Below are 13,380 nucleotides of genomic sequence, written 5' to 3'. Positions count from 1 at the left end.
AAAGGTCAATAGTCCTTAGTCAAGCAGGAGGTGCCCATGTTGTCACATTCGACACTTCGTAGACGATTGCTCTTGGGGTTGACGGTGGCTTGCTTGGCAACTTTGGCGGTGCAAGCGATAATTCGCTACTACTGGGTATTACCGCAGTTAGATGCGCTGGCACAGTACAATGACCGTTTGGAAGTATTACGCGTTAAGAACCAGATTTACCAACGCTTAAAATTACACAGCAATTTCGCCTACGATAACGCCGTGTGGGACGAGGCTTATCACGCTACGCTTAAGCGTGATGCCACTTGGTTTCAAACCAACTATTTCATCAAACAAACCTTCGCCAAACAGAAGTTCAACGGCATCTTTTTTTATGACAACAGCGGTAAGTTGATCACTGGGTTAAGCGTTGATAAACAATTTAATGCATTAACAACGCCCGAATTTACTGAGCAACAACGATATCAACCACTACTGATCAGCGCAGCGGACATTGCCAATAACCAATCGACACCGCTGTTACGGCTGCAATTTGCAGCCGTATTAGATCAACCCGCTGCCATATTTAGCCACAGCATTGCCCCAACCAATGAAACCGGTCCAACAGCGGGTACCTTGGTGATTTGGCAGTTTATCGATGATGATTTTGTGGAACGTTTGAGCTTAGAAGACAGCAATCCAATCGCCATCCACACCGGTGAGATTCTCGATGAGTTGTTTCAGCATCTCTCAGCGGAGTTGTTAGTCAAAGGCGTTAATGCGCAGATTTATCAGCAACATTTACTGATAGGCGTGCGAGATATTCAAGGGCGACCATTACTGGCATTTTCGTTTAATCCCAGCCCAAGACTGTACGATCAATCCTATCTGGCCTCTTCAACCATGGTCGGCTTATTGCTGATAGGATCGATCCTCATCGTCTCTTTTGCCATCATCAGCATCAGGTTAGTACGTCCTATCATTCGGTTATTACACACTGTGAATCATGCCTCTCTCAACAACGATTACAGCGTCAGGACCCACCTCAAAGGCCGCAGCGAACTGTTCCTGTTAGCGGAAAAAATTGACTATCTACTTGAGGTGGTTGAACAACAGCAACACAAACTCACCGAGCAAAATCAACAGCTAGCGCAACTGAGCAATACCGATGCACTGACTGGCCTCGCCAATCGACGTTCGCTGGACAATTATCTCGCGGGTTTAGCTTCCCAAGCTGCCAATAGTGAGTTAGCGTTATCTTTATTAGTTATTGATGTTGATAATTTCAAAGCCTATAACGACACCTTTGGACACGCCAAAGGCGATAAGGTGTTAAAACAGGTTGCCGAGGCGCTAGAACAACTTACCCACGGCGCGACCGATTTAGTGGCGCGTTATGGCGGTGAGGAGTTTGTAATAGCGCTGGAAGCCACCGATGCTGAAAACGCTGCACATGTTGCTGCCAATCTGTGTCGAGGAATTGCCGCACTAGCCATCCCACAGACAGCCGCCAGCGAGCATAGTGTTGTCACTATCTCTATTGGAATTGCGAGCAAAGCAGCGGAGCAACCGTTACACCCACGTGAACTGTTTGATATGGCCGACGCCGCGCTTTATCAAGCCAAACAACAGGGGCGTAACCAGTATGTGGTTGCCAACTAACTCACCGCACACGGTGTGCTGAAAGTAAGGATGCACTAAAAAATCGAATGTTTTCTCCAATATTTAGCTGTTGTGTAAAATTTTATCGAACTTATTATATTTGCAAATCGACGTTGGTATCCGGTTACCTTCTCTCCAGAATGCAATACTGGCTACCAACGTCACCCACTTTAAGCAACGGCCGATGTTCAATAATAGGCCACAAGGAAAGAGAGAGGCTTCACATGACATCTTGGAAAAAAATGACCTTAGGTTTGGCACTGGTAAGCGTATCTAGTTTGAGCAGCGTTGCCATGGCAGCGACTTATAACTTAGACCCAACCCACACCAGCGTAGTGGTATCTTGGAACCACTTCGGTTTCTCTAACCCAACTGCAGATTTCCGCGATGTTACCGGTAAACTGGTATTCGATGATAAATCACCAGAAAAATCATCTGTCACCGTAACTATCCCAGTAAAAACGATTGATACTGGCGTGAAAGCACTGACCGATGAATTCATGGAAAAAGCCTTCTTCAACGTTGCTGAACATCCACAAGCCACGTTCGTGAGCGATAAAGTGACCAAAACTGGTGACAAAACTTATGACGTGACCGGTAAGTTGACCATCAAAGGCATCACCAAAGAAGAAACCCTGAAAGTGACCCTGAACGGCCAAGGCGAACACCCAATGAAGAAAGTGCCAGCAGTCGGTTTTGACGCCACTACCACCATCAAACGTTCTGATTTCGATATGGCGCAATATGTGCCATACGTGAGCGATGAAGTCACCATCCGTATCACCACTGAAGCGACTGAGTAATCATCACCGCTGAGTGATGTATCAATGCCCGCTTTTGCGGGCATTGTTGTTTTTTGCGCTAAATAAATTCGGCGTAGTACTTTAGTTGCTCATATAACAGCGCTATGCTGCCGCCATCGAGTCAAAGTGCATGGAGAGTGGCTTTGCATAAACTACAGTTCCCCGCCGAACCGTTCGGCACCCTGCTAGGGCACGCACCGGGTGGTGTTGCCATCTATTCCAGTGATTACGATTCTGTTGATCGTAGTCAGTACATCAACCACAGTGATTTTCGCAGCTACATCAACAACGAATACATGGGCTATAAATGGCAGTGCGTTGAGTTTGCGCGCCGCTGGTTATATCTCAATCGTGGTTTGGTGTTTACAGATGTGCCGATGGCGTACGACATTTTTGCGATCCGCCATTATCGCCGCGTTGAAGATGATGCGCTGCTGCCGTTACAAGCCTTTGCTAACGGCGGTTTGCGCGCGCCAGAAGCCGGTGCATTACTGATTTGGGCAGCAGGAGGAGAGTTCGACGTCACGGGTCACGTGGCCGTGATCACCGAAGTGCTCGCCGACAAAGTACGCATTGCCGAGCAAAACGTTGAGCACAACAAACTGCCGCTAGGCCAGCAGTGGTGTCGCGAACTCAAGCTAGAACGCACGCTGACCGACGGTTATCGCATCATTGAAGGTTATCCAGACACGCAGATTTTGGGCTGGATGATTCAAACGGAAGACACCACGCACGCCGAACCAGCACAGTGGGTCAACCCTACCCTGTTCGATATCAACAGCCGCGAAATGCCACAACCAATAGCCAATGCCCATTGGCTCAATGAGCAAGCGCCCGTGCAAGCTGCATTTGTGCACGCGATGAACGGCCATTGCTTGACCAACAATGAAGCGGAACAGCGGCGTTATTTTAGAATGTCAGCCAGCGCCGAACGCGAGCTGATCCGCGCCACCAATGAACTGCACTTGATGTATCTGCATGCCACCGAAGTGGTGCTGCGCGACGATACACTACTGGAACATTTCAATATTCCTAAAGTGCTGTGGCCGCGGCTGAAACGCTCATGGCAAACCCGTCGACATCAGATGATCAGCGGCCGCTTTGACTTTTGCATGACGGCCAAAGGCCTCAAAGTCTATGAGTACAATGCGGACTCCGCCTCGTGCCATACCGAAGCTGGCTTAATTCAAGGCTTGTGGGCAGAAGCCATCGGCTGCCGTGATGGTGAAGACGCTGGTGCGGATCTGTTAAGTTCCATGACAGAAACCTGGCGCCACTCAGGCGTGACAGGCCGGGTTCATATTTTACAAGATGATGATAAAGAAGAAGATTATCACGCCCAATTTATGCAACTGGCGATGCACAATGCCGGTATTGAAACGCGCATTATTCGTGGCTTAGGTGGCTTACATTGGAATGCCAACGGCGAAGTGGTGGATGCGGAAGGCGATGTGATTAGCTGTGTCTGGAAAACATGGGCGTGGGAAACGGCGCTCGACCATATCCGTGACGAATGTGAAAACGAACTCAACGCCCCACCGATCCGCACCGGTGCCGCTGATGAACCAGTGCGCCTCATTGACGTGTTACTGCGGCCTGAAGTGCAAGTGTATGAGCCGCTTTGGACGCTCATCCCAAGCAACAAAGCGATATTACCTGTGTTGTGGTCACTGTTCCCTAACCACCGCTACCTGCTTAACTCCAGCTTCGAACTCAGCGATGAATTAATCGCTCACGGTTATGTGCGTAAACCGATTGCTGGCCGCTGCGGTGATAACGTCAGTTTGGTGGATAAACATGACAGCGTGCTGGGGGAAACGTCAGGGCGATTTGCGGAGCAGAACGTGATTTATCAGGAACTATGGCGCTTACCACAAATTGGCAGCTACCGTGTGCAGATGTGTACTTTCGCACTCGGTGGCAGTTACGGCGGTAGCTGCGTACGGATTGATGATTCACTGATCATCACCACTGACAGTGACTTACTGCCTCTGCGTGTGGTTGACGACGATAAGCTCTAACCTGTTAAAAAGCCCCAGCGTACTGATACGCTGGGGCTTTTTTTGCAAACGCTAATCGCTGTTTAACCTTAGTGTTTACCAGTGCGATCAGAAATGGCATCGGTTAACGCAAATAGCACGCCAGACACCACAAAGGTTAAGTGAATACCCACTTTCCAACCTAGTGCGGTATTACTCATGTTATCTGATTCAACAAATGCCTTAAGTAGCTCCACCGCAGAGATTGCCACAATTGCGCCAATCAACTTCAATTTAAGATCCGAAAAGCCCACCTTACCCATCCAACCTGGGCGATCTTCATGGTCTTCAATTGTCGCCATCTTAGAGACAAAGTTTTCGTAACCACTGAAAGCAATGATCAACAATAGACTTGCCAGCAGTGCGCTATCGACCATCGTCAAAATACTGATGATCGGATTTTCCAGCGTTCCTAAAATCACCCCTGACATCAGCGAGTAAAGTTCTTTAACGAACTTAATCAGCAAGGCGATGACGGCAATCATCAAGCCGAAGAAAAATGGCGCTAGCATCCAGCGAGCGCTAAAAAATAAGCGTTCTAACGTCGTTTCCAGTTTCGACATACTCACATCACCTTTTTAAGAAGACATTAATGTAAAGACGACGTCATCATCTCCGATCTCGCTGAGTTCAGCAAGCAAAGACTGTCAAATGACAGCGAGCATTAAGTTAGCAAACTGTATGATTTTAATACTTAAACTGGATTAGCCGTTGGCTAAGATATGCCAAGAATCTGTGTGAGTTTGTTGCGCTAGCTCGGTGGCGTAGGCAAACATATTCAGAGCGGAATGTTGCCACCGCATTATCTTTTACGGCGTGCTGCCAGTACTTCCTCAAATATTTTTGTTTGCCAGATGTCCAGCCAGTAGCCCACACTGCCCGCCTCATCGCCGAAAAACTAACTAGGGGCTAGTTGTCATTTAAATGCTCTGCGAGATAATCCACCAGTAAGCGAATCCGCGGCGATAGCTGGCGATTATAGGGATAGAGCGCCCAAATCCCTTCATCATCCAACCGGTACTCTTCAAGTAATTCGATCAGTGTTCCATCATCTAAATGCTGCTGCACATAATAATCGGGCAGTTGTACTATCCCTTGCGATTTCAATGCGGCATCCGCCAATGCAAAACCACTGTTGTAGTGCAGCCGACCAGATACCCGATAGTGCTTCAGCACACCATGATCATTAAAATGCCAGTTGTCGACCGTCCCCACCAAGCAATTGTGCGCAGTTAAATCGGCAATCACATTGGGCTTGCCATGTTTTGCTATATAGGCTGGCGATGCACAGACGTAAAGCGAACGACTCGACAGCTTCTTAGCAATTAAACTCGAATCGCTGAGGGACCCCAAGCGAATGGCGAGATCATACCCCTCTTCAACCAGATTCACTTGTTGATTGGTGACATAAGCCGAGATCTCAATTTCTGGATAGAGGCAAACAAAATCATTAATGAGTGGCAGCACCTTATGCTCGCCATAGGTCACCGGGGCCGTTAACTTGATTTTTCCTTTCGGATCACTTTGGCGGTTGGTGATTAACAGCTCCGCTTCTTCAAGGTGGTTCAAAATATTGCGGCAGTGTTGATAGTAGATATTTCCCTCCTCGGTCAACGATACTTTGCGCGTCGTTCGATAGAGCAATTTTACATTCAACCTTTCCTCTAACAACGTTACTTGGCGACTAACTTGTGCTGTAGACACCTGCATTTTCTTCGCCGCTTGCGTAAAGCTCATCGCCTCAGCAACATGCACAAATTCATCAAGCCCTTGCCACTTCATCTATTTCTCTCGTTAGACGGCGCTGCCGTCTGCCATCGATTATTACCGTTTAAGTAATAGTTTTTTAATAATCTACGCAATTATCAACCATGAGTAAACAACTTAACATATGCGCCATTGAGTTAATACTTATTAAGGAAACACGATGAGCAGTACATTTTATATGCCACCTATCTCGTTAATGGGCAAAGGGGCAATCAAAGGTTTGGGCGCGGAGATTAAGTCTCGTCACTTCAACAAAGCCCTCATTGTCACCGACAAAGTTCTAGTCAAGCTTAACCTGATTAAGCACCTGACCGATGAACTGGCTCTCAATGGCATTGATTACGTCATTTTTGATGAAGTGAAACCTAATCCGACAGAGCAGAACATGGAAGATGGTCTTGCTCAACTTAAAGCACAAGCATGTGATTTGGTGATTTCATTCGGCGGCGGCTCTGCTCATGATTGTGCTAAAGGCATCGCTTTGGTGGCATCAAACGGTGGCCATATCCGTGATTATTCAAGCGGTGTCCACACAGCAGCTAAGCCACAACTGCCACTGATTACCGTAAACACAACTGCTGGTACCGCCTCGGAGATGACGGTATTTGCCATTGTCACTAATGAAAAAGATGAAACCAAATACCCAGTGGTAGACAAACACCTGCTGCCCATCATTGCGGTAAATGATTCAGAGCTTATGGTGGCTATGCCGGCATTTCTGACTGCGGCCACCGGTATGGATGCGTTAACCCATGCCGTCGAAGCTTACGTTTCAACAGCGGCAACTCCCGTGACTGACGCGGTCGCAATCAAAGCTATCGAGCTTATTGCTCGCCATTTAGATACGGCAGTGTTGGACGGAACCAACATTGAAGCTCGCGATGCGATGCAATATGCCGAGTACCTTGCGGGGATGGCATTTTCTAATGCGTCACTCGGTTACGTGCACGCCATGGCGCATCAGCTTGGTGGGGTGTACGACCTCGCGCATGGTTTGTGCAATGCCATCTTGCTGCCGGAAGTTTCACGCTTCAATGCTCAAGTAAAAAGCGCGCGTTTTGCCGATATCGCCAAAGCCATGGGCGTCAACACCTACAACTTGAGTGTAGAAGACGCCGCAAACGCAGGCATTAACGCGATTGAAGCACTGTCACAACGGATTGGTACGGCGCAGAAACTTTCAGACCTTGGTGTGGAACAACATCGCTTAGCCTTCATGGCAAATAACGCGCTAAAAGATGCTTGTTCGCTCACCAATCCGCGGCAAGCCACCACGGAAGAGATCGTCAATCTTTATCGCAAGGTGATGTAGCCCTGCCAATCTAGCGCGGACTTATGGATGCGGAGGAATGATTGCAACAAGCGTTAAGTGTTTGCGCTCAACCTCCGCCATCCATCTGATATAAAAGGAAATCTCCCTGAAGATTTTTAACCTGTTCGTAACCATATTTGGCGCAATTGCCAAACAGCCTCAAGAGAAAATGCATATGATCAAATTACACCCAGCGATTGATAATGGCTTTCCTGCAACACAAGAGAATTTCGATGGTGGGTTATTACACTGTCAATGTACAACAGATAAAGTGACGGTAAAGCTGTCAGCCCAAACCGCACACAATCATGCTTGCGGATGTTCTAAGTGTTGGAAACCGCAAGGGGCACTATTTTCTCAAGTCGCCGTTGTGCCGCGTACCCATTTGGCAGTGATCAGCAACCAAGACAAATTAGCCATTGTCGACGAGTCGGCGGCGATCCAACGTCATGCTTGTCAGGTATGTGGCACACATATGTATGGCCGCATCGAGAACGAATCACATCCGTTTTATGGGCTGGATTTTGTGCACACGGAACTATCGGACGATAAAGGCTGGTCTGCACCACAATTTGCCGCATTTGTTTCTTCAATTATTGAAACAGGCACAGATCCACAAACTATGGATGCCGTACGAGCGCGTTTTGTTCAGCTAGGTTTGCCCACTTACGACTGCCTATCGCCGGCGCTAATGGACGCGATTGCAACCCATATCGCCGCCCAAAACAACGCCTAGAAACTAAGGGCCGTTGACCTTAAGCGTTTATTTTATTTCATATTAAACGCGTTACTAACAAGGCGCGACCAGCGACACACCGTCAATTGCGCCAGCGAGAGGCAACAAGCCAACGGCGCTTAGGCATTTCCCGAATAGTGGATTATTCCAATATCGCGAAACAGCTATCTCAATTCCAACACGGAAAGAACGCCATAACTGCGTTCGCTGTTGGAATCTATTCATCTTATAAGAGCGGCTTACTTGCTGTGAGCCGCCAAAGGAAACACTAATGACACTTGAAATAAAACCAGGTCAAACTCACATCAAGTCAAAAGCCATGGTGGCTTGGGCAGCCGGTGAGCCACTGAAAATGGAACAAGTAGATGTACAACTGCCCAAAGCGGGTGAAGTGCTTGTTCGTATCGTTGCCACCGGGGTGTGCCACACTGATGCATTTACGCTATCAGGTGACGACCCAGAAGGTATCTTTCCTGCCATTCTTGGGCACGAAGGCGGCGGCATTGTAGAAATGGTTGGCGCAGGCGTAACCAGCGTTGCCGTTGGTGATCACGTTATCCCACTTTATACCGCCGAATGCGGCGAGTGTAAGTTCTGTAAATCTGGCAAAACTAACCTATGTCAGGCAGTTCGCGAAACTCAGGGTAAAGGCCTAATGCCTGATGGCACCAGCCGATTCTCGCTAAACGGTGAGACCATCTTCCATTACATGGGGTGTTCGACTTTCTCTGAATACACGGTGTTACCAGAAATCTCACTGGCAAAAGTCAACAAAGAAGCCCCTCTTGAAGAGGTGTGTCTACTCGGCTGCGGTGTGACAACAGGCATGGGCGCAGTGTTAAACACGGCTAAAGTACAACAAGGCGACACCGTTGCGGTATTCGGTCTAGGCGGTATCGGGCTATCTGCAATCATTGGTGCACGCATGGCTGGTGCGAGCCGCATCATAGGTGTAGACATCAACGAAAGTAAATTCGAACTCGCCAAACAGCTTGGGGCGACGGATTGCATCAACCCGATGAAGTTCGACCAGCCAATCCAAGACGTGATCGTGGCAATGACTGATGGCGGCGTTGACTACTCATTCGAATGTATTGGTAACGTTAACGTGATGCGCCAAGCGCTTGAGTGTTGTCACAAAGGCTGGGGCGAGTCGGTCATCATTGGTGTTGCTGGTGCAGGTCAAGAGATCTCAACGCGTCCATTCCAACTCGTCACTGGCCGAGTATGGCGTGGTAGCGCATTCGGTGGCGTTAAAGGCCGCTCTGAACTTCCAGAAATCGTCAACCGTTACATGGCTGGCGAGTTCGGGCTGCAAGAGTTCATCACGCACACGATGGGCTTGCAAGACGTTAATCACGCATTTGAATTGATGCACAAAGGTGAGTCTATCCGTACTGTGCTACATATGGATAAGTAGTCACCAGTTAGCCTGAGGCTAATTTCCACTAAAAACACAGGCTGAGGTTGGTCCGTCAGCCTGTGTTTTCCCATCATATTTTTATTTCTAATCGATAGGAGCCTGTTGATGAGCTGGCTGTTCATTATGTTGGCAGTGTTGTCTGAAGCATTTTCGCACGTTGCACTTAAAGCCACCGACGGTTTTAGTCTATCTAAACCGCTGCCAGCAGCCGTTGTAGTTGTTGGCCATTTAGCGGCGTTTTTGTTCTTGAGCTTAGCAATGAAGGGAATGCCTGTTGCGATAGCGCATTCTTTATGGGCCGGTTTAGCCATTGTTACTGTGAGTTTGATGTCAACCTTGCTGTATCAGCAACATCTTGACCCTATGGTGTGGTTCGGCATTTTATTGGTCGTTGTGGGGGTGATGATCATTAACGTTTCACAAGGCCACACCCACTAAATGCAATTTTGGGGGCAGATTAAAAACCGATGTGACCGAGCGCCCGAGCAGGTATTTTTTATCCACATCAACCGAGGACAAGCGAGGCGTAACATCGCCTCTTACAAGCGTACGCCAAGTGTGGCTAACTGAGAGACAACAAGCTAAGCAATGACGGTCACGCTCTGGTTCATTATTGTTTTGCTAGCCACTGTTCTAACTGTTCCACACTGAGCGGTGCGGCGAAAAAATATCCCTGAATCACATGGAAGCCTAAGTCCTCCAATATTTCACACTGGGCGGCCGATTCAACCCCTTCAGCAACCACTTGCAGTTGCATACTCTTGCCAATTAACAATGCCGCCTCGCTGACAGATTTGGCGACGGGGTTGGTATCGATATGTTCAATCAAACTGCGATCAAGCTTGAGTTGCATCGCGGGCAGATGCTGTAACCGACTAAGATTAGAATAACCAACGCCAAAATCGTCCACTGAAAGTTTTATGCCGCAAGCAAATAGGCGATTGATGACGCTTTTAACCGCAAAATCCTTCTCAACAAAACCACTTTCCGTAACTTCCACCACGATGTCATCAGTCGAAAGACCATTTTCGTGCAACACCTCAAGGATCAACTCCGGTAGCTTCTCAATGGTGAGATTGACCGATGACAAGTTAATCGCCACCGCCGGTACGTTAACTCCTTGGCTACGCCACTGCGCCAGTTGTTGGCAAGCGCGCCGCAACACCCAAAAATCCAGCTCAGTGATTATGCCAACCGATTCCGCCAGCGCAATAAACTTATCCGGGGCGATCATGCCATAATCATTGTGAAACCAACGACATAAAGCCTCAACACCACAAATTTTTCCGGTGCTTACGCTCACTTGCGGTTGATAATAGAGTTGCAGTTGATGCTGCTGAATCGCACAACACAAATCCGCGGCTAACGGTAATTCGGCCACATCAGGCGGACAACTCTTGTGTTGCAGCACATCCAAGGTGCCGCAATCGAGTAACTTGCGATGATAAGGAGAAATAACAGAGTCAGTGGGTAACTCTGTGGGATAACAATACTTCACCGCCAACAGGTACTGGCACAATCCATCGACCACCAGCTTAGATACCGACATCACCACTTTACGGCTGATGCCATTGCCTTGTCGTATCTGCAAATGCACGGTCCGCCCAACCCATTGCCGCACGGCAAACTCTGTGCGAGATTCAGGGTAGTTAACCAAAGAGCTAATAGATTTGCCCACTAATTGATCAAGCTGATAACACCACTTAGATAACGCCGCTTTGTTAACTAAAAGAATGTTACTATCGACATCGACAACCAATATGCTGTCAGTAAGCTGCTCCAGCACTGCATATTCCCGCGGGAGAGTACGACTATTACCAAGCACATTGACTTCCTTTTTCAAATGTTACCGATGAGAAACGATAAACAATCCCTAAGGACTGCTGACCTTTCGTGTTTGATTTTTATCCGAATTGCACGTGTTATGGATCAGGTGCTATCGGTACTGCTTAATCGACCAAGCAAGTTGAATGCAATAATATCCGGCACACATTTACCTGCGCCGTTCGGGCAGAGGTTCGTTGCTTTAACAGCATTAAACGCTCGCTATTATCACCTTTACCTTAATTTTTTGCTAAACAATCAAACAAACGGCATTATATTGCCCTATAGGCAAAATGTGTCAAGCAATTTGCCCGCGCGGTTTTGCCTATATGGCAAGCGCCACGGATAATCGCGCCATGCATATAGGACACGCTATTCGAGTCTTGCGCATCCAGCGCAAACTTACCCAAGAGCAACTCGCACTGGATGCGGATATCGCCACCAGTAACGTTTCTCGTATTGAGAATGGTTTACGACAACCATCGCAAAAGCTATTGCGTAAAATTGCATACGCTTTAGAAACAACACCTTCTAGTCTATATGCGGCATGTGAGAATGGAATTGTGATTGATACAAGCCTTAAGGACGAACGGATTAATCACGACCATGTGATCGCCTCTGCGGAAACGCAAATCCTATTGAAACTCTTTAGTGAGCTGACGCCAGACAATAAAAAATTATTGGTGGAACAAACGCGTTTATTACATCGCTGGCAGCAAGGAAAGGTGTAACAGTTTGTGAATCTGGCTGAATGGGTAAATTAGCCAAGTAAAAAAGACGAATCGTGAATAACACGATTCGTCTGTTTATAAGCGGGCTGGGTTACAACACGGCTTTAATGCTATCAACAATCGGCGTAGTGGCACGCCCAATCAATGCAGATAGCTGATGACCATCATCAAACAAAGCCCCTTTAGCGGCTCCCGTTTCTGAGTTACCTAGCACTGCCGCAAATGGACCGGGCACGCCAACTTTTTCTAGCAACGCCACATAGTCAGCTTCGCTCAAGTTTTGATAAACCACTTTCTTGCCTGACAGTTGGCTAATGCTGTGAGCAAACTCCGTCAAAGTAAACGCTGTATCACCGGCTAATTCATAAACTTTGCCCGCTTGATGTTCGCTGGTGAGCACTTTGGCCGCTGCTTCAGCATAATCTTGACGAGTAGCCGTCGCTAAGCGCGCATCGTTAGCACAACCAGCAACCGCACCATGTTCAATCGCCGCCGCAACCCCCATAGTGTAGTTTTCGCTGTACCAACCATTGCGTAGCAATACCGCTGGCACACCACGTTGTTTGATATAGGCTTCCGTTGCACGGTGTTCTTCTGCCAATAGCAGCGGCGATGTATCGGCGTGCAAAATACTGGTGTATGCCAGCAGTTTAACGCCTGCAGCTTTGGCGGCATCAATCACAGCCTGATGCTGTGGTGCACGTTGGCCTACTTCGCTGGATGAAATCAGCAGCAGTTTATCAATGCCAGTAAATGCTGATGCCAACGTGGCAGGCTTGCTGTAGTCCGCTTGACGCACTAATACGCCTTTGGCTGCTAAATCTGCGGCTTTGTCGACGTTACGCACCGCCGCCACGATTTGGTTGGCCGGCACAGTTTTCAATAACGCTTCAATCACTAAACGACCAAGTTGTCCGGTAGCACCAGTTACAGCAATCATGATGATCTCCTCAATAGCAATGAAATAAATTGGCGCGATGACTAACGCGACAATCGAGATGCTCGGCTTCATGCCATAAGGCAAACTCGCAATCCCGCTAGCCAAACGCCGTTGCAAGCTATACTATGCCCAACACAAACTTTTAGTAAGTACCAACAAAAAGGTAAGTATTA

Annotated in this window: 12 protein-coding genes; 8 read left to right on the top strand and 4 right to left on the bottom strand. The window is 48.0% G+C overall.

The window, feature by feature from the left end; genetic code table 11:
• The first annotated feature begins 93 nt into the window (after positions 1-93).
• From L9G74_RS02715 to gss, 3 genes are all read left to right on the top strand, one after another.
• Positions 94-1,632, top strand: coding sequence for a sensor domain-containing diguanylate cyclase (locus L9G74_RS02715; RefSeq protein WP_238894752.1), 1,539 nt, complete (start codon positions 94-96; stop codon positions 1,630-1,632).
• A 224-nt stretch (positions 1,633-1,856) separates the two neighbouring features.
• Complete coding sequence (locus L9G74_RS02710; RefSeq protein ID WP_238894751.1) at positions 1,857-2,435, top strand: YceI family protein; 579 nt, start codon at positions 1,857-1,859, stop codon at positions 2,433-2,435.
• A 143-nt stretch (positions 2,436-2,578) separates the two neighbouring features.
• Positions 2,579-4,456 (top strand): bifunctional glutathionylspermidine amidase/synthase, encoded by a 1,878-nt coding sequence (gss, locus tag L9G74_RS02705; protein ID WP_238894750.1) that lies wholly within the window; start codon positions 2,579-2,581, stop codon positions 4,454-4,456.
• Positions 4,457-4,524: 68 nt separating this feature from the next.
• On the opposite strand, the gene L9G74_RS02700 is transcribed toward gss, so the two are convergent.
• Together L9G74_RS02700 and L9G74_RS02695 are read right to left on the bottom strand one after the other, a co-directional pair.
• On the bottom strand, positions 4,525-5,037 hold the full coding sequence (locus tag L9G74_RS02700) for a TIGR00645 family protein (RefSeq protein ID WP_238894749.1): 513 nt from the start codon (positions 5,035-5,037) through the stop codon (positions 4,525-4,527).
• Between the two features lie 346 nt (positions 5,038-5,383).
• On the bottom strand, positions 5,384-6,256 hold the full coding sequence (locus L9G74_RS02695; protein ID WP_238894748.1) for a LysR family transcriptional regulator: 873 nt from the start codon (positions 6,254-6,256) through the stop codon (positions 5,384-5,386).
• A 145-nt stretch (positions 6,257-6,401) separates the two neighbouring features.
• On the opposite strand from L9G74_RS02695, the gene L9G74_RS02690 reads away from it, so the two are divergent.
• The 4 genes from L9G74_RS02690 to L9G74_RS02675 all read left to right on the top strand — a co-directional run bounded on the left by L9G74_RS02690 (position 6,402) and on the right by L9G74_RS02675 (position 10,150).
• Positions 6,402-7,553: an iron-containing alcohol dehydrogenase gene (locus L9G74_RS02690; protein ID WP_238894747.1), complete on the top strand. Its 1,152-nt coding sequence runs from the start codon at positions 6,402-6,404 to the stop codon at positions 7,551-7,553.
• Between the two features lie 169 nt (positions 7,554-7,722).
• Positions 7,723-8,289 (top strand): S-(hydroxymethyl)glutathione synthase, encoded by a 567-nt coding sequence (gene gfa / locus L9G74_RS02685; RefSeq protein ID WP_238894746.1) that lies wholly within the window; start codon positions 7,723-7,725, stop codon positions 8,287-8,289.
• A 271-nt stretch (positions 8,290-8,560) separates the two neighbouring features.
• On the top strand, positions 8,561-9,709 hold the full coding sequence (locus L9G74_RS02680) for an S-(hydroxymethyl)glutathione dehydrogenase/class III alcohol dehydrogenase (protein ID WP_238894745.1): 1,149 nt from the start codon (positions 8,561-8,563) through the stop codon (positions 9,707-9,709).
• A gap of 108 nt (positions 9,710-9,817) precedes the next feature.
• Complete coding sequence (locus tag L9G74_RS02675; RefSeq protein WP_238894744.1) at positions 9,818-10,150, top strand: DMT family transporter; 333 nt, start codon at positions 9,818-9,820, stop codon at positions 10,148-10,150.
• A 172-nt stretch (positions 10,151-10,322) separates the two neighbouring features.
• On the opposite strand, the gene L9G74_RS02670 is transcribed toward L9G74_RS02675, so the two are convergent.
• A complete protein-coding gene (locus tag L9G74_RS02670; protein WP_238894743.1) occupies positions 10,323-11,537 on the bottom strand; it encodes an EAL domain-containing protein in 1,215 nt (404 codons plus the stop codon).
• 328 nt (positions 11,538-11,865) lie between these two features.
• On the opposite strand from L9G74_RS02670, the gene L9G74_RS02665 reads away from it, so the two are divergent.
• Positions 11,866-12,267, top strand: a complete 402-nt coding sequence (locus L9G74_RS02665) for a helix-turn-helix domain-containing protein (RefSeq protein WP_238894742.1) — start codon at positions 11,866-11,868, stop codon at positions 12,265-12,267.
• A gap of 91 nt (positions 12,268-12,358) precedes the next feature.
• Here L9G74_RS02665 and L9G74_RS02660 read toward each other — a convergent pair whose 3' ends face one another.
• Complete coding sequence (locus L9G74_RS02660; RefSeq protein ID WP_275297228.1) at positions 12,359-13,312, bottom strand: SDR family oxidoreductase; 954 nt, start codon at positions 13,310-13,312, stop codon at positions 12,359-12,361.
• Between the last annotated feature and the right edge of the window lie 68 nt (positions 13,313-13,380).

It is taken from the genome of Shewanella electrica (assembly GCF_022321485.1).
GTDB classification, from domain to species: domain Bacteria; phylum Pseudomonadota; class Gammaproteobacteria; order Enterobacterales; family Shewanellaceae; genus Shewanella; species Shewanella electrica.
This window is presented reverse-complemented; position numbering and strand designations above follow the sequence as displayed.

Excerpts from the sequence above, each read along its gene's own strand:
- L9G74_RS02710 (WP_238894751.1), top strand. The coding sequence starts at position 1,857 with ATGACATCTTGGAAAAAAATGACCTTAGGTTTGGCACTGGTAAGCGTA.
- L9G74_RS02680 (WP_238894745.1), top strand. The coding sequence starts at position 8,561 with ATGACACTTGAAATAAAACCAGGTCAAACTCACATCAAGTCAAAAGCC.
- L9G74_RS02690 (WP_238894747.1), top strand. The coding sequence starts at position 6,402 with ATGAGCAGTACATTTTATATGCCACCTATCTCGTTAATGGGCAAAGGG.
- L9G74_RS02665 (WP_238894742.1), top strand. The coding sequence starts at position 11,866 with ATGGCAAGCGCCACGGATAATCGCGCCATGCATATAGGACACGCTATT.
- L9G74_RS02695 (WP_238894748.1), bottom strand. The coding sequence starts at position 6,256 with ATGAAGTGGCAAGGGCTTGATGAATTTGTGCATGTTGCTGAGGCGATG.
- gfa (WP_238894746.1), top strand. The coding sequence starts at position 7,723 with ATGCATATGATCAAATTACACCCAGCGATTGATAATGGCTTTCCTGCA.
- L9G74_RS02675 (WP_238894744.1), top strand. The coding sequence starts at position 9,818 with ATGAGCTGGCTGTTCATTATGTTGGCAGTGTTGTCTGAAGCATTTTCG.
- L9G74_RS02700 (WP_238894749.1), bottom strand. The coding sequence starts at position 5,037 with ATGTCGAAACTGGAAACGACGTTAGAACGCTTATTTTTTAGCGCTCGC.